This window comes from Niallia oryzisoli, from assembly GCF_043641075.1.
Taxonomy (GTDB): Bacteria; Bacillota; Bacilli; order Bacillales; family Cytobacillaceae; genus Bacillus_BD; species Bacillus_BD oryzisoli_A.
In genome coordinates, this window is the sequence record NZ_JBHZRC010000015.1 from 15,181 (window position 1) to 31,606 (window position 16,426).

General features: G+C 40.2%; 13 protein-coding genes. 10 read left to right on the top strand and 3 right to left on the bottom strand.

Going from position 1 to position 16,426, the window contains the following annotated elements:
- Window positions 1-27: 27 nt before the first annotated feature.
- The 7 genes from ACHUFV_RS24215 (at window position 28) to yppF (ending at window position 6,830) form a co-directional block, all read left to right on the top strand.
- On the top strand, window positions 28-1,206 hold the full coding sequence (locus ACHUFV_RS24215) for a Gfo/Idh/MocA family protein (RefSeq protein ID WP_394238706.1): 1,179 nt from the start codon (window positions 28-30) through the stop codon (window positions 1,204-1,206).
- Entirely contained in the window at window positions 1,203-2,171 is a 969-nt protein-coding gene (locus tag ACHUFV_RS24220) for a sugar phosphate isomerase/epimerase family protein (RefSeq protein ID WP_394238708.1), read from the top strand. Before ACHUFV_RS24215 ends, ACHUFV_RS24220 begins: the two co-directional genes overlap by 4 nt.
- An 86-nt stretch (window positions 2,172-2,257) precedes the next feature.
- Window positions 2,258-3,226, top strand: coding sequence for an ROK family glucokinase (locus ACHUFV_RS24225; RefSeq protein ID WP_394238710.1), 969 nt, complete (start codon window positions 2,258-2,260; stop codon window positions 3,224-3,226).
- 891 nt (window positions 3,227-4,117) lie between these two features.
- Window positions 4,118-4,339 (top strand): hypothetical protein, encoded by a 222-nt coding sequence (locus ACHUFV_RS24230; RefSeq protein WP_394238712.1) that lies wholly within the window; start codon window positions 4,118-4,120, stop codon window positions 4,337-4,339.
- 201 nt (window positions 4,340-4,540) lie between these two features.
- Window positions 4,541-4,957 (top strand): SMU1112c/YaeR family gloxylase I-like metalloprotein, encoded by a 417-nt coding sequence (gene gloA2, locus ACHUFV_RS24235; protein WP_394238714.1) that lies wholly within the window; start codon window positions 4,541-4,543, stop codon window positions 4,955-4,957.
- A gap of 75 nt (window positions 4,958-5,032) precedes the next feature.
- On the top strand, window positions 5,033-6,412 hold the full coding sequence (locus ACHUFV_RS24240; protein ID WP_394238716.1) for an MDR family MFS transporter: 1,380 nt from the start codon (window positions 5,033-5,035) through the stop codon (window positions 6,410-6,412).
- A 220-nt stretch (window positions 6,413-6,632) separates the two neighbouring features.
- Window positions 6,633-6,830 carry a YppF family protein gene (gene yppF / locus ACHUFV_RS24245; RefSeq protein WP_394238718.1) on the top strand — a complete coding sequence of 66 codons (198 nt, stop codon included), beginning with the start codon at window positions 6,633-6,635 and terminating at the stop codon, window positions 6,828-6,830.
- A gap of 116 nt (window positions 6,831-6,946) precedes the next feature.
- On the opposite strand, the gene ACHUFV_RS24250 is transcribed toward yppF, so the two are convergent.
- Window positions 6,947-7,426 carry a DUF3920 family protein gene (locus ACHUFV_RS24250; protein ID WP_394238719.1) on the bottom strand — a complete coding sequence of 160 codons (480 nt, stop codon included), beginning with the start codon at window positions 7,424-7,426 and terminating at the stop codon, window positions 6,947-6,949.
- A gap of 408 nt (window positions 7,427-7,834) precedes the next feature.
- Here ACHUFV_RS24250 and ACHUFV_RS24255 point away from each other — a divergent pair, with 408 nt between their 5' ends.
- On the top strand, window positions 7,835-9,376 hold the full coding sequence (locus tag ACHUFV_RS24255; protein WP_394238721.1) for a flavocytochrome c: 1,542 nt from the start codon (window positions 7,835-7,837) through the stop codon (window positions 9,374-9,376).
- A gap of 820 nt (window positions 9,377-10,196) precedes the next feature.
- On the opposite strand, the gene ACHUFV_RS24260 is transcribed toward ACHUFV_RS24255, so the two are convergent.
- The gene (locus ACHUFV_RS24260) at window positions 10,197-12,176 is read right to left on the bottom strand and encodes an oxidoreductase (RefSeq protein WP_394238723.1); all 1,980 of its coding nucleotides are present in this window, start codon (window positions 12,174-12,176) and stop codon (window positions 10,197-10,199) included.
- 417 nt (window positions 12,177-12,593) lie between these two features.
- Between ACHUFV_RS24260 and ACHUFV_RS24265 the strand changes: the two genes are divergently transcribed.
- A complete protein-coding gene (locus ACHUFV_RS24265) occupies window positions 12,594-13,517 on the top strand; it encodes a catechol 2,3-dioxygenase (RefSeq protein WP_394238725.1) in 924 nt (307 codons plus the stop codon).
- 109 nt (window positions 13,518-13,626) lie between these two features.
- Here the strand turns inward: ACHUFV_RS24265 and ACHUFV_RS24270 are convergent, their stop codons facing one another.
- Window positions 13,627-14,406 (bottom strand): DeoR/GlpR family DNA-binding transcription regulator, encoded by a 780-nt coding sequence (locus tag ACHUFV_RS24270; RefSeq protein WP_394238726.1) that lies wholly within the window; start codon window positions 14,404-14,406, stop codon window positions 13,627-13,629.
- Window positions 14,407-15,148: 742 nt separating this feature from the next.
- Here ACHUFV_RS24270 and ACHUFV_RS24275 point away from each other — a divergent pair.
- Entirely contained in the window at window positions 15,149-16,258 is a 1,110-nt protein-coding gene (locus ACHUFV_RS24275) for an MDR/zinc-dependent alcohol dehydrogenase-like family protein (protein ID WP_394238728.1), read from the top strand.
- The last annotated feature ends 168 nt before the right edge of the window (window positions 16,259-16,426 follow it).

Below are 16,426 nucleotides of genomic sequence, written 5' to 3' on the forward strand. Positions count from 1 at the left end.
ATTGCGGTTTGGATAGGAGGAAATAACATGGAGAAAATTAAGGTTGGAGTAATTGGTACAGGTTTTATTGGGCCAACTCATATAGAAGCAATTAGAAGACTGGGTTTTGCCGAAGTAGTAGGATTAGCGGAAACAAATCAGGAGGCTGCTGAAAAAAAGGCAGCTGAGTTGGGGATTCCAAAAGCATTTGGAGATTATCGTGAAATGCTTCAAGATCCTGAGATTCAAGTTATTCATAACTGTACGCCAAATCATCTTCATTTTCCAATCACGAAGGAGATTATCTTAGCTGGCAAGCATGTAGTATCAGAAAAACCCTTAGCCATGAATAGTGAGGAGTCTGCTGAACTAGTTGCATTGGCAAAACAGCATGGTGTGGTTCATGGTGTAAACTTCAATTATCGCCAGTTTGCTAGCGTGCAAAATCTACAAGCGAAAATTGCAAATGGAGATCTTGGAAAAGTAAACATTGTTCACGGTGGCTATTTACAGGACTGGCTTTTATATGATACGGATTTTAACTGGCGCATGAATCCTGAAATTGGTGGAAAGTCGAGAGCTGTTGCCGATATCGGCTCCCACTGGTGTGATACCGTTCAATATGTAACTGGAAAGAAAATTGTTGAAGTATTTGCTGATCTGGCAACAGTTATTCCGATAAGGAAAAAACCGAAATCGGCAGTGGCAACCTTTAGTACACAAGATCCTTCTGAGATCGAGTACGAGGATGTGCCGATTGGAACAGAAGACTATGCTTCAGTTCTAGTCCGCTTTGAAGACGGTTCAAGAGGTGTATTTACCGTATCGCAGGTAAGCGCAGGTCGTAAAAATCATCTTCATTTTGAAATTGCCGGCAGTAAATGTTCTGCATCCTGGAATCAAGAAGAGCCTGAGAAGGTATGGTTCGGTTACCGGGATAAACCAAACGAGGTTCTTCTTGCTGATGCAAGCCTGTTTGCAGCGGAAGCAAGGGGTGCCATCCATCATCCGGGAGGACATAACGAAGGATGGCCTGATGCGTTGAAAAATATGATGAAAAACTATTATTCTTTCATTCGTGACGGTAAGAGTCTGATAACAGATAAGCCAAACTTTGCAACATTTGAAGACGGACATATTTCGATGTGTATTACAGATGCTATTTTAGAAAGTAACGCAAAACAGCAATGGGTAAAGGTTGAAACGAAGAAGGAGGTTTCTATATGAAACTAGGTGTCTTTACTGTTTTATATCAAAACCTTCCTTTTGAAGAAGCATTAGATAAATTAGCAGTAATGGGTGTGGAAGCAGTAGAGTTTGGAACAGGGAATTATCCAGGAAACAGTCATTGTAATCCTGATGAGTTATTGGAAAGTCCTGAGAAATTAAGAGCATTCCAGCGTGCCATTGAAGACCGTGGACTAATGATAAGCGCCTTAAGCTGTCACGGTAATCCATTACATCCAAACAAAGAAGCAGCCGCAGAAGCACATGATGTCTGGAGAAAAACGGTTTTACTAGCTGAGAGATTAGGAGTAGATGTGGTGAATGGGTTCTCCGGATGCCCAGGAGATCATGCAGAAGCAAAATATCCTAACTGGATTACATGTTCTTGGCCACCGGAATATTCAGAGGCCTTGGATTGGCAGTGGAAGGAGGCAGTCCTTCCTTATTGGAAGGAAGAATCAAAGTTTGCCCAAACACACGGAATTAAGATTGCCTTTGAAATGCACCCGGGATTTGTTGTCTATAATCCGGAGACCCTGCTCAAATTAAGAGAGCATGCGGGAGGAAATATTGGGGCCAATTTTGATCCAAGTCATTTGATTTGGCAGGGAATTGATCCAGTTGAGGCAATTAAAAAGCTTGGCCGCGAAAATGCAATTTTCCATTTCCATGCGAAAGATACGTATATGGACAAAGCCAATGTCAGTGTGAATGGGGTACTGGATACAAAGCACTATAGTAAAATTTTAGACCGTTCCTGGACATTCCGTTCTGTTGGATATGGTCAAAATGAGAAGCTGTGGAAGGACATGGTTAGCACGCTTCGTGCAGTTGACTATGATTATGTTTTATCGATTGAGCATGAGGATATGCTAGCATCCATCGATGAAGGATTAGGCAAGGCTATTGGACTTTTGAAAGAAGTCCTCTTCAAGGAAAAACTTACCGAGATGTGGTGGGCATAAGTCATAATCATTTAATAGAGCAAAAGCCTTGTGGTATTTCACGCTACAAGGCTTTTCTTGTATAAAGGCGAAAAGGGTGAACAACAATGGATGACAAATGGTTAGTTGGTGTAGATATTGGTGGTACGACAATAAAGCTGGCGTTTATTACAGATGAAGGGGAAATTTCTCATAAGTGGGAGGTTCCTACGAACACAGCTGATAACGGAATTCATATTCCTTCGGAGATTGCTAGCGCAATTGATAGTAAGATTTCAGAATTAGGAGAAACGAAAGGGAAACTGATTGGATTAGGTGTTGGGGCTCCGGGACCTGTAAACGATGAGAATGGATCAATTGAGGTAGCCGTTAATCTGGGCTGGAGTCATTTTCCGCTTCGGGAATTGCTTGAACAAGCAACTTCTTTGCCTGTTGTGGTTGATAATGATGCAAATGTAGCTGCGATTGGTGAGATGTGGAAAGGAGCGGGAGAAGGGGCGCAAAATTTATTATGTGTCACACTTGGAACCGGAGTAGGCGGAGGTGTCATTGCAAACGGTGAAATACTACATGGAGTAAACGGCGCAGCCGGAGAAATAGGTCACATTGCAGCTGTGATCGACAATGCAGTGAGGTGTAATTGCGGAAAGCTGGGATGTTTAGAAACGGTTGCCTCTGCAACAGGTGTTGTCCGTTTAGCAGAATCGTATTTAAAATCATCAGATACAAAAAGTATCTTAAGAGAGGCAGCGCACCTATCTGCTAAAAAGATCTTTGATGAAGCGAAAGCTGGCGACGAGCTTGCTTTGAAGGTAGTGAATAAACTAGCCTTCCATTTAGGCTTTGCCCTCGCCAATATTGCAAATGTGACAAACCCAGAAAAAATTGTGATTGGAGGCGGAGTTTCTAAAGCAGGTGAAACGTTATTACGGCCGCTTCAACAGCAGTTTATGCAATATGCTTTCCCACGTGTAGCTGAAGGAGCCGAGCTGAGAATGGCAAAACTAGGAAATGATGCAGGAGTCATTGGTGCTGCATGGCTTGCAAAAACTATGTTGGTTTTACCTCAATTATAAGACTAATTCAAAGTAGTTCCTCAATATAGATGGAAAGTTGATATGAATTGCACCCCCGATTGTTGAAACAACTAACAATTGGAGGTGTAGTTTTTATGGTGAAAATTTTTAAAAGAGAACAAGCTGCCAATAAAAGAAGGCAAAAATACACTCTGTCCGCACAAAAAAACAGCCCATCCACCTATCACCAAAAACCCAATTCTGTATAAACTATAATAAAGGATTAAGAAGGTGATCAGATGCTTCTGCAAATAGCCCTTTACCTGTTAATCGGCTTCACCGTCTTATGGTACCTCAAGGCTCAGCCAATCAACACCATCCTAAAAGAAATTAGCTTCGTCCTCCTATGGCCATTCTTCCTCCTACTCCAATTCGTCGAACTAGTCGACAGCACCAAGAGAAGGCGGGAATGAAGCGGGGGGACGGTTCTCCTGCTTCCAAATGGTTCTCATATATATTTTTGAAAACGCGTAAAGTAGGCGCTTACGAGAATAATGACTATCAAGCATGATGATCTGTATACTCTACAGGTCTTTTTTTTATGCACTAGTGTTGTTGTCCAAAAGCACGCCATGTATGTACAAGAATTCTTTGTATTGTGATAGAGTGAAAGAATTGGTGAATCCAAACATTGACAGACCAAGTTTCACAATTTATTAGCAAAGTACTTTCCAATTTTATCTGAAAGGAGTGGTAAAGCTGGCAGATATTATCGCACTTATTATTATCGCTATTATCATATTCATCCTTATAAAGTTTCGAATCTTACGCATCAGCACCAGAACCTATCGTAACTACAGGTGGAAAGTAACGCCCAGAAGGTTGAAAGTTTCTTATACGAAATTCGATGGGACGGAATTCTTTCAGTTTTACTTAAAAAAAGACCAGCAAATGAAGATGAACTATTCTATTACCGTTGAAAATGGATCAGTAACCATTCATCTATGCAACAGAAAAGGAGAAATTTTCACGAAAAATTTTACTGAAAACGAAGAAGGGCAGTTCACCTTCCAAACAATCGGTAGACTATACTCTGTAGAATTAACTGGGGAAAACACAAAAGGGGGCTGCTCGATTGTTTTTCATAGTAAGGGGGAGACCTTGCCAAAATAAACATATAGAACGGAAGCATAGTCCTGTCCGGATGTTGTCTCAAACTGGCGCGAAAGTTTTGAGACAGTTTTTCACAATGCAAATCATCGGCACGAATGTCGAAAAAATGAGTCCATTAAACAAATCATTTTTCAATCCATATAGAAAGAAATATGATACTATTTTCCTTGTAACTCTTTTGCGAGGAAGGAAAGAACAACTATGAAATTAGTAAGCATCCACCACATTGCGATTATTTGTTCAAACTACGAGAAATCAAAGGACTTCTACATAAGGATCCTTGGGCTTACTCCGCTCAGAGAGGTCTATCGTGAGGAAAGGGATTCCTATAAATTAGACCTGGAAGTGAACGGCCACTACCAGATTGAGTTATTTTCATTTCCAAACCCGCCGGCGCGTCCGAGTTATCCCGAGGCAGCGGGGTTACGACATCTTGCGTTTGCTGTCGAGGATATAGAGGAGGCAGTCGGCTATTTACATGAGCAAAACGTAGAGGTTGAAACTATCAGGGAGGATCCATTTACGCAAAAAAGGTTCACATTTTTGTCTGATCCGGATGGATTGCCGATTGAGATTTATGAACAAGGTAACGCGGATCCAAGGATCGTGAACGAATGATAAAAAGAAGTACTGCAAAATCATGAAATTTGGAAGCGGGAGAACCGTCCCCCCGCTTCCAAAAGGAGGAATACGATGAAGAAGGAGACGAATCAAAAGTGGGTTATTTGGGCCTTGTTGATTGCGACGTTTCTTACGGCGATTGAGGGAACGATTGTGAGTACGGCAATGCCGGTGATTGTTGAGGATTTAGGAGGCAGCAATCTTTATACGTGGGTGATATCTGTCTATTTATTGGCCATGGTAATTGGCACGCCTATTTTTGGAAAAATGGCGGACTTGTATGGAAGAAAGCTGATGTTTACGCTCGGTGTTATCATTTTTGTTGCGGGTTCGATGCTTTCAGGGCTGGCACAGACGATGGAGCAGCTTGTCTGGTTTCGTGTGATTCAGGGAATTGGAGCAGGTGCTTTAACGACCATTCCATTTACGATTATTGGAGATGTGTTTGCTTTTGAACAGCGTGCCAAAATCCAAGGAATGATTAGCTCTGTCTGGGGAATATCAGGGATCGTTGGTCCGCTCGCCGGAGGATTTATCGTTGATTATATTTCCTGGCGCTGGATTTTCTTTATGAACCTTCCGTTTGGTATTGTTTCGTTGATTCTATTATGGGTATCGTTACACGAGCACCTGGAAAAGAAAAAGCAAATCATCGATTATCCGGGTATTTTTACCTTTGCCATCAGTATGACCTCGTTTCTTTACGCATTAACCTTATTGAAGGAGCAGAAGGCACTCACAAGCAGTATCCTGCTGCTGTTGGCTGTAGCGTTGGTTGGAATCGGATTGTTCTTTTGGATTGAAAAAAATTCCAAGGAGCCGATGCTGCCGTTATCGTTATTTAAAAACAAATTTATCTCTGTCGCAAATACGGCTGGCTTTTTATTCGGCTTTATCCTCGTAACCGTTACGTTCTATATTCCTTTATGGGTACAGGGTGTGAATAATTTAAATGCGACTGTGTCAGGTATTTCCATGCTGCCGATGTCGATTACTTGGCCGCTCGGGGCTATGCTGTCAGGAAGATGGCTGGCTAAAACATCAATTGGAAAAATAGCCGTTACCGGTATTTCCATCGTGGCTCTTGGCACCTTCGGCTTAATTTTTATGGATGATCAAACCACAATTGCATTCATGATGGTTATTACAGCAGTTCTGGGCTTCGGATTCGGTTTGGCTCTCACTGCGTTTACAGTCGCTGTTCAATCTGCGGTCGATTGGAAGCTCAGAGGAGCAGCTATGGGGTCCTTTAACCTACTACGAAACCTAGGTCAGGCAATCGGCATCGCGGTATCCGGCCTATGGCTAAGCGATGAACTATACGGTCATGTGCTTGCACAAAGCCTGCATACCGTATTCATCATCCTCGTCATCCTAGCAATAGTCGCCCTCCTTACAGGAAGCATGCTGCTAGGAAAAAATGGCCTATCCTTATCAACAGAAAAAAATTAGATGCAGGGGGACGGTTCTCTCGCTTCCAAAAAGGAAGCAAGAGAACCGTCCCTCCGTTTTTTGGAAGCACAAGAACCGTCCCCACGCTTCGGCAAAGTTTTTGTAGAAAAATGTCGGTAGTTTGAAAATTTTAATAATAAAACACATTAGGTCTCATGTGTTATACTAAAAACAACATAAGCAAGGTGATAAAATAATAAATGAAATGAGTGGATGAATCATGTTAGAAGAATTGATTAAGCGTTTTGAATCGGTAAAGAAGCGTAACCCATTACATGCCAATGAATTATTAGATTATCTGCAAAAAAGCTATATTTACGGTGAATTATCAATCGTTGAATACAAAAAATTCTTCTTAGAGCTTCACAAGCTTGAGGCCCGAAAGCCAGAGCAATTTGTTTTTTCAGTAGCAATGTAAGGTAGGGAAAAACATCTTCATATACGTAATCCACACTATTTTATACTCATACAAAAAAGAGAAAGACCTACTCGGTTCTTTCTCTTTTGTTATATTAATATAATAAATAGGTTATACTAAACCACATTTTCGCGGTCATAAAAGGTCCTGAAATACTCTTCCGTTTTTTCTTTGGCAAACTGAAAGGCATCGATTTCCGTTTTGCGTTCCTTATAAGGCAGTTTTTTATCAGTTTCGAAATGATGCCGGAAGCCTGGGTCCAGATCCTGCATCACATGCCGAAATTCATGGAAAATAGTCTCAATGAGGGTTTCATATTCCTCGTAATGAAAAATAAAAACAATCCCCAGCTCTCGCCAATAAATCCCCGCGGCAAAACGCAAATATTCATCTTCATCCTCGCCTAAATCGCTTACAATCTTATTCGCTTCCCTTATCGAACAAAAAATAACCGGTATTTGAAGCAAGGTATCCATATGGGCAAAAATTTCATGGTAAATGGAACGAATATTCCAAGAAAAATCACTGTCCAAAATATACCAGTTCTTATATTGTTGAAGGATCGTACGCTTCTGCAAAACTTCGGCTAATGTCATGAATCCAGCCTCCAATCCAAAATGGTCAACATGCTACTATCATATAGCCTATAGGTGCAGGATTATACCTATTGGATAATATTTCCATTGTTAAAATTATTCTAAAAAGGCTATAAAATCAGACGATTTTTAGAGAAAATATAAAATACATGCCTATAAGGATTACAAATCCAATAACTCAAAATTATAGAAATATTGTATAAATATTCCATTAGAATAGAGTAATCATCTATTATAAGACCTGCTCAAGCTATATAAAATATGAAACGATAACGTTCATTAAAACGACAAAAACTTGTGAGCGTTTTATAAAAGCCGCTGAATTTTATAGAAAAATAATATAGGAATTTGTATGATATCAACGTACTAACAAATGTGAATCTATTCACATTAAAGGAGATGACAATAATGAAGAAGAAAAGCATATTTTTTGTGCTCTTCTTAAGTATTTTTATGCTAATTGCTGCGGGCTGCGGAAGCAATAACGCAAGCGAGCCGAAAAAGGAAGATCCAAAAGAAGAGAAAAAAGAAGAAGCAAATAAGGAAGAAGAAGCTGTCACAGGTGCATCTGAAGAAGGCTCCTATACTCCATACGAAGAGCTTAAGGACAGCTATGATATCGTTATTATCGGTGCTGGTGGTGCAGGTATGACCGCTGCACTTGAAGCAAAAGCAGCAGGCATGAACCCAGTAATCTTAGAAAAAATGCCGGTTGCTGGTGGAAACACATCAAAATCTTCCTCTGGTATGAACGCGTCTCAAACAAAGTTCCAAACAGAGAAAGGCATTACAGATAGCAACGATAAATTCTATGAAGAAACATTAAAAGGCGGTAAAGGAACAAATAATCCTGAAATGCTTCGTTACTTCGTAGATAATTCAGCAGCTGCTATTGATTGGTTAGACTCCATTGGTATTCGTTTAAACAATATCACAATTACAGGTGGCATGAGCGTAGAGCGTACACACCGTCCTGAAGACGGCTCTGCTGTAGGTCAATACCTTGTAGCTGGATTAGTTAGAAATGTTGAAGAGCAAAAAATCCCTCTTTTCGTAAATGCTGATGTAAAAGAAATTACTGAAAAAGACGGAAAAGTAAATGGAGTTAAAGTCGTTTTTAATGGAAAAGATAAGAAAACCATTACAGCAAAAGCTGTTGTCGTAGCTTCTGGTGGTTTCGGAGCTAACATGGATATGATTGAGAAAGTTAGACCAGATCTAGCTGGCTATGTAACAACTAACCAAGAAGGAAGTACTGGCGACGGTATTAAGATGATTGAGGATTTAGGCGGTACAACAGTTGATTTAGAACAAATCCAAGTTCACCCAACTGTACAACAGGAAAATTCCTATTTGATTGGTGAAGTAGTTCGCGGTGAAGGAGCAATCCTTGTTAACGCGGAAGGTACAAGATTCCATAACGAAATGGATACTCGCGACAATGTAACAGCAGCAATCAATGCACTTCCAGAACAAAATGCTTGGCTTGTATTTGATTCAGGTGTTAAATCTCGTGCAAAAGCAATTGAACAATACGAGAAAAAGGGCTTTACTGTAAAAGGTGATACAATTGAAGCACTAGCTGAGCAAATGAAGGTTCCAGCAGACGCATTAAAAGCATCTCTTGACACTTGGAACACAGCAGTAACAAATAAAAGCGATGCAGAATTCGGCAGAACAACTGCAATGGACAACGCTTTAACAGGTGCCCCATACTATGCAATCAAAATCGGCCCTGGAATCCACTATACAATGGGTGGAGTAGTAATCAACACAAATACAGAAGTACTAACTAAAGATGGACAACCAATTCCTGGTCTATTCGCAGCAGGAGAAGTAACTGGCGGGCTACACGGTCAAAACCGTATCGGCGGAAACTCTGTAGGTGAGATCATTGTATTTGGCCGTCAAGCTGGAATTAAATCAGCTGAATTTGTAAAAGCGCAATAAAATTAGTTTTATATCACTATTAAACTGAAGGAATGCTTCTGAACTGGAAGTGTTCCTTCAGTTTTTTTGTTTTTTATTATAGTAGAGTTGGGCTGGGCTTTTTGAAGGACAAAATCGATTTGTGGGGAGGTAGAAATGTCCATGAGAAGGCTTATGAAGGACAAGATCGAGTTATGAGGTGGACGAAATGTCCATGAGAAGGCTTATGAAGGACAAAATCGAGTAGTGGGTTGGCCAAAATGTCCTTGAGGAGGCTTATGAAGGACAAGATCGAGTAGTGGGTTGCACGAAATGTCCTTGAGGAGGCTTATGAAGGACAAAATCGATTTGTGAGGCGGACGAAATGTCCTTGAGAAGGCTTATGAAGGACAAAATCGATTTGTGGGGAGGACGAAATGTCTTTGAGAAGGCTTATGAAGGACAGGATCGATTTGTGAGGAGGACGAAATGTCTTTGAGAAGGCTTATGAAGGACAAAATCGATTTGTGAGATGGACGAAATGTCTTTGAGGAGGCTTATGAAGGACAAAATCGAGTAGTGGGTTGGACGAAATTCCCTTGAGGAGACTTATGAAGGACAAAATTGAGCTGTGGGGAGGACGAAATGTCCTTGAGAAACCCTTTAAAGGACAAAAATCGATGCACGCATAAAAAGAGGTCCTTCACCCAGTTCATGAAGGACCTCTTTCTTTTATCTAATCAAACTACTATCCGTCAAAAAAATGAAGGACAATTACCTTTTTTCAGAGAGAAGGCGGTCCCTCATTAGTATGTTCAGGGACCTATCAACTTTCCTTCATCAGCCAAATCAAAACAACCAATCAAACAGGCACAACATTCCGTTTTTCACAAACCTGAGACTCCAGCACATAAGCCAATTCAAATCCATCCTTTACGGCTGTTGACAAGGACCCTGGATGATTGACCGCATCGCCAATAACAAACACATTATCGAAATGTAGGCGATACAATTCCTCTAATGGATTGTACGCCTGTGTTCCCATCGCGATCACCACATTATCCATTACAACCTCACGCTGCTCACCTAAAGCAGGATCCTTAATCATGACTGCACCCGGTTGAATCTCCGTTACCCGGTGGTCTGAGATGATTTTGACATTGGATTTCTGCAGACGATTCATCAGGCGCATTCTTGTTGGAGCGCTGATGCGTTTACCAATCGCAGTTGGAAGCTCAATAAAGGTCACATCATTCCCCTTAGCCGCCAGCTGGTCGGTGATGCTAAAGCAAATCATGCCGCTGCCCATTACGACGATTTTTTCCCTGTTGAAGTATTTATGGTGTGAATAGACATATTCATATCCATAGACATTCGGCAAATTATGCCCCGGGATATCCGGAATATATCCTTTGGCACCAGTTGCTAAAATAACCGCATATGGATCCATCGCTTTTAACAGCTCAATCGTTGGCTCGGTATTCATGCGGATATCAACACCTAACCGCTCCAATTCATGCTGCTGGAATTCAACAAACCAATTCATTTTTTCCTTATGGAGCGGCTTGCTTACAAGATGAAGCTGTCCGCCAAGCCGGCTGTCTTTTTCAAATAAGGTAATCCTGTAGCCTCTTTCGGCAAGAACCCTTGCTGCTTCCATGCCTCCCGGACCGCCGCCGACAATCACAACATGGCGCTTATCCTGAATCGGGGTTAGGTGATCAAATTCCATTTCCCTTCCTGCCCTCACGTTAACCGCACATTGAACATGGAGATGCTTACCCACAGATCTGATGCAGTGCATACAGCAAATACATTTACGGATTTCACTTTCACGGCCCTCCATTACCTTGTGAACCCACTCCGGATCAGCAATTTGCCCGCGCCCGATGGCGATAAAGTCGGCTTTTCCGTCTGCCAAAATCGACTCAGCAAATTCGGGCTCGCGAATAACACCTACAGCGATAACAGGGATGCTAACGGCTTTTTTCATTTCCTCTGCAAGATAGACCCTCCAACCTTGCTCGTAAAGCGGCGATTCGATAACCACTTCAAAGGATTCGTAGGTTCCCGCACTTGCATGAATCGCATCAACACCTATTTTCTCCAGGTGCATGCCAATTCTTTTTCCCAGCTCGACATCCATACCGCCTTCCACAAATTCATCAACACTTAACCTTACTATGACAGGATAATCACGTCCGCATTGCTCTTTAATGCCGAGAATGATCTCCTCTAAGAAGCGCATTCTGTTTTCAAAGCTGCCGCCATATTCATCGGTCCGAATATTAGTAAGAGGGCTTAAAAACTCATTCACCAAATAACCGTGTGCGGCATGAACTTCAACTCCGTCTGCACCTGCAAGCTTTGATCTAACAGCACCCATAATAAATTTGTTTACAAGCTCCTTCACTTCGGCAGTGGTTAATTCCCGCGGCTCTTCTCCAACTGCAGCACTAGTGATGGGGCTTGGTGCGACGATTTGTCTGCCGTCTATATAAATCGAGCTTGACTGACGTCCGCCGTGGTGCAGCTGAACGAACATTTTCGTTCCATACTTATGTAGGGCATTAGCCAAACGGTGGAATCCCGGAATGAAGCGGTCATCGTCAATCCTCGTTTGTACAGCCGAAGCCTTTCCGTACTTGTACTCAACAGAGGTCATCTCCACAATAATTAACCCCGCTCCGCCCTTTGCTCTTTCCTCATAATACCGAATTTGATGGTCCGTGATTTCGCCTTCAGTACCGGATAGGTTGGTTTCCATCGGAGGCATGACAACTCGGTTTTTCAACAGAAGATTACCGATTTTCCCTTGTTCAAATAAATGAGTGTAATTCAAAATCAATTCCCCCTTTTTAAAATAATGTTAAAAGTTTCACAATCTAATCCGAAAAATAAGTCCAATCCCATTATAATGGAAGAAGCAAGGTGTTTTATGATGTAAAAATGACAATTAAGTGAGAGATAGAGTTTGTCTTGAAAAAACGACAGCTACTGTCTAATTATATCGATTTTTCAGACAGTTGGTGCCATTGTATATCTATTTTGGAAGCGTTATCATTAGTTTGTAAATCTTATTTCATAGTTGTGTTGTGAATGATCCTAAACAGGGATGTACATTGATAAATCAGGGGATTTGGGAGGATCTTCTTTTTTATCAAAAAATGACGTCAACATGGTTTATTAGTTCAATAGGCTGATAGAACATCTATGAAATAAACGAATTCTAGTAATGAAAAAAGGGGCGTGTTAATCTATGATGAATTTTAACGGTATTGAAAGATTGGGACGTATTCAGCTAAGAGTACATGACTTTGAAAAATCAGTTGATTACTACACAAATGTTCTAGGTCTTGACATTACGGGCCGCGACGAAAACAGAGTCTATTTAAAAGCATGGGACGAATGGGATCATCACAGTGTAATCTTAGAAAAGTCCGATTCTGCCGGAATGGATCACATGGCCTTCAAAGTAACAAATAATGAAGTTTTAGATACATTAGAAAAGAAAATTGGTGACTTTGGCTGCTCTATCGAGCGTGTTTCAAATAAATCACGTATTGGTGAAGGGCAGGCAATCCGTGTTCTTGTTCCAACAGGACATAAAATTGAATTCTATCATGATATTGAATATGTAGGTGTCCCTACTGGTACACTCAATCCGCATCCATGGCCAGATGGTCTAAGAGGAATTGCACCGCATCGTCTTGACCATGCATTATTATCAGGCGATGACGTTGTGAATACAAAGAGATTATTTAAAGATGTATTAGGCTTTGTAGAAACGGAAAAAATCGTCACAGTTGACGGTGAAGACTTAATTGCTACATGGCTTACAACTACCATGACTGGACACGATATTGCTTTAATCAAAGGGCCAGTAGGGAAAATCCACCATGCAGGCTGGTATTTAGAAAGCTGGCATGATATTTTAAGAGCTTCCGATATTCTTTCACGTAACGAAGTAGAAATTGACGTTACACCTACTCGTCATGGTGTAACTAGAGGTCAAACCATTTACTTCTTTGACCCATCTGGAAACCGTAACGAGGTATACACTGGAGGATATGCTGTCTATTCTGACTTCCCAACCATTACTTGGACAGAGGACAAGCTTGGACAAGGTATCTTCTATCACCGCCGCCAGTTAAACGAAGCGTTCACTTCTGTATTTAGTTAATCAATACCTCTGAAAAAAATACAAGGGAGATCCTTTAATTAATGGGATCTCCCTTTTTCTTCAAAAAAATACTCCGTCAAGCACTAGTCCCGACGAAGTATACTCTTTATTAATTATCTAGAGGCGTAATTACATCAATATCATGCTTTGTAAGGACTTTTAAGGTCTCATCATTTATGGATTGGTCTGTAATCAATGCATCAATTTGATTAAGGTCTGCGAAAACTGCACTGGAGTTGCTTCCGATTTTCGTTGAATCGACTAAGGCGATAACCTTTTTAGACCGTTTGATCATTTCCTTTTTAAGTGAAATTTCATAGAGGTTAAAGTCAGTTAAGCCGGACTCTGCGGAAAAGCCATTGGCTGATGTGAAGAACACATCAATATTAACAGTATCAAGTATACTAACCCCTAAGGTACCTTCGATAGAAGTTGAACCTTTTGTCACCATTCCGCCAATCAATATAACGGTAATATCTGGATTGTCTTTTAGTTCTAATGCTGTTTGGAGTCCGCTTGTTACAACGGTTAGGCGAATAGGCTGATCCTTTAAGTAGCGGGCAAATTCTAGGACAGTCGAACTGGCATCCAGCAGAATACACTGTTTTTCTTTCACAAATTCCGAAGCGAGCTTTGCAATTTGCATTTTTTCATGTTTGTTTTTCTTTTCACGGGCTGAAAAACTCATTTCATTATTGTTTTCATCATTCAGAACAGCGCCGCCATGAGTTCTCGTTAATAGACCTTCCATTTCCATTTTACTGAGGTCAGTCCGTAATGTCGCTTCTGACACTCCGATTTCCTTAGCCAAGTCCTTCACAGTAATTCTTTCCTGCTCATGCAGGATTTGCATAATTATATTTTTTCGTTCGCTTGCAAACATTTTCATATATGTTCATCCTTATAACTTGGTATATTATTTTCATCTTATTGTATTTTTGCTTATTTTTCAATAATATTCTCTTTTAAACTTTTTCTTTATTTAAAAAAACGAAAAAACTGTGACGAATATAAAAGGGAAACTAGCTATCTATAGGATTCCCTCGCCATTTATTAAGGCCATCCACTTCTTTCATTTGCCTTCTTGAAGGATCTCCTTCTATTCTTCTTCTGTATATAGACGAAAATAAATATATTAACCACAATATATAGCACTTTTAAAATGCGTATAATCAAATATTTTTTTTCGTTTGTTTTCGTTTTAATTTAAATAAAGATAAATAAAAATAAATAAGAAAAATACACAAAAATATAATTGACAAAACAAAAATAAATGATAATATTTAGAGTGTAAAGCGAAACAAAACAACAAACAGGAGGTGTAGAGAACGAAATAAATTGAAACCGATTCCTTAAGATAGAACAATTTGTTTCTTATTAAAGATTTAGTGATTGCAATCAAGATTCAAGTGATAGAATAGTAGATTCCTAGTAAATTCAATTGATCTTTTTAACTGTAACAGATGTCACGGAAAGACGGAGACAAATCAGGTAGTATAAAAAGACGTGCTTATTTTAATAAAAGTATTAATCAATAGTAACATAGCTATTTAATATCCATCATAGATTCCTTCTCATCCATTTACATAAAAGATGATGGAAATAAACATATAAGAAAAGGAGATTTCCAAATGACACAAACACTTAACAACGAAACAATGCAGAAAGTTGAACTTCCAAAAACAATGAAAGCGGTTGTAGCATACGCTCCTGGGGATTACAAATTTGAAGAAGTACCTGTACCGACAATAGAAAATGATAAGGAAATCATCATCAAAGTAGAAGCATGTGGAATTTGTGCAGGTGATGTTAAAGCCTTTGATGGTGCTCCAAGCTTCTGGGGAGATGAAAAACAGCCTGCATACATTAAGGCACCGATGATTCCAGGACATGAATTTATTGGCCGGGTTGTACAAAAGGGTTCTGCCGTAAAAGATTTTGAAATTGGCGATAGAATTATTTCCGAACAAATTGTTCCATGTGAAGAATGCCGCTTTTGCAAAAGAGGTCAATACTGGATGTGTGAAAAACATGATTTATATGGATTCCAAAATAATGTAAACGGCGGTATGGCTGAATACATGAAATTACCGAAGGAAGGCCGTAATTATAAAGTTCCTGAAGATATGCCTATTGAACAAGCTATACTAATTGAGCCATATGCTTGTAGTATGCACGCAGTTCAAAGAGCAAAAATCCAGCTTGGAGATTTCGTTGTCCTATCAGGAGCAGGAACACTAGGATTAGGTATGGTCGCTCCAATTAAGAAATCAGGAGCAGTAACACTAGTCGTGTTGGATCTTCAAGATGACCGTCTTGAATTAGCAAAGAAATTCGGCGCAGACATTGTTTTAAATCCAAGCAAAGTAGATGCCGTGCAAGAAATTAAGAATATGACAGAAGGTTATGGCTGTGATATTTATATTGAAGCAACAGGGCATCCTGCATCTGTTGAGCAAGGCTTAAGTGCAATCAGAAAGCTTGGTACGTTTGTTGAGTTTGGTGTATTTGGTAAACCAGTAACGGTTGATTGGAGTATCATCAGCGACCGCAAAGAACTTGATTTGTTAGGTGCACATTTAGGGCCATATTGTTATCCATTAGTAATCGATGGCATTGCAAAAGGTGAAATTCCAACTGAAAGCGTAGTGACTCACCAATTTGGATTAGAGCAATTCCAAGAAGGCTTTGACCTTGTGAAAAAAGGTTCAGAATCCTTAAAAGTTATTTTAGTACCTTAAGTAATCAAAATCCCTTGTTTTACGATTTCCCAATAAATACTGTAACGCTGTCCCTGGATAGTATGTTTACCATTCAAAGATTACCTTCCCTGTTGATTGCCCCCAATCGGTAGGGAAGTTAATCGGAATTGAAAGCGTTTTATATGAAAAAAAACTCTTTGAAAAGTA

What these genes read in the sequence shown, in the direction of transcription:
- ACHUFV_RS24215 (WP_394238706.1), top strand. Translation starts at nt 28, where the DNA reads ATGGAGAAAATTAAGGTTGGAGTAATTGGTACAGGTTTTATTGGGCCA.
- ACHUFV_RS24225 (WP_394238710.1), top strand. Translation starts at nt 2,258, where the DNA reads ATGGATGACAAATGGTTAGTTGGTGTAGATATTGGTGGTACGACAATA.
- ACHUFV_RS24265 (WP_394238725.1), top strand. Translation starts at nt 12,594, where the DNA reads ATGATGAATTTTAACGGTATTGAAAGATTGGGACGTATTCAGCTAAGA.
- ACHUFV_RS24220 (WP_394238708.1), top strand. Translation starts at nt 1,203, where the DNA reads ATGAAACTAGGTGTCTTTACTGTTTTATATCAAAACCTTCCTTTTGAA.
- ACHUFV_RS24240 (WP_394238716.1), top strand. Translation starts at nt 5,033, where the DNA reads ATGAAGAAGGAGACGAATCAAAAGTGGGTTATTTGGGCCTTGTTGATT.
- ACHUFV_RS24255 (WP_394238721.1), top strand. Translation starts at nt 7,835, where the DNA reads ATGAAGAAGAAAAGCATATTTTTTGTGCTCTTCTTAAGTATTTTTATG.
- ACHUFV_RS24250 (WP_394238719.1), bottom strand. Translation starts at nt 7,426, where the DNA reads ATGACATTAGCCGAAGTTTTGCAGAAGCGTACGATCCTTCAACAATAT.
- ACHUFV_RS24230 (WP_394238712.1), top strand. Translation starts at nt 4,118, where the DNA reads ATGAAGATGAACTATTCTATTACCGTTGAAAATGGATCAGTAACCATT.
- ACHUFV_RS24270 (WP_394238726.1), bottom strand. Translation starts at nt 14,406, where the DNA reads ATGAAAATGTTTGCAAGCGAACGAAAAAATATAATTATGCAAATCCTG.
- yppF (WP_394238718.1), top strand. Translation starts at nt 6,633, where the DNA reads ATGTTAGAAGAATTGATTAAGCGTTTTGAATCGGTAAAGAAGCGTAAC.
- gloA2 (WP_394238714.1), top strand. Translation starts at nt 4,541, where the DNA reads ATGAAATTAGTAAGCATCCACCACATTGCGATTATTTGTTCAAACTAC.
- ACHUFV_RS24275 (WP_394238728.1), top strand. Translation starts at nt 15,149, where the DNA reads ATGACACAAACACTTAACAACGAAACAATGCAGAAAGTTGAACTTCCA.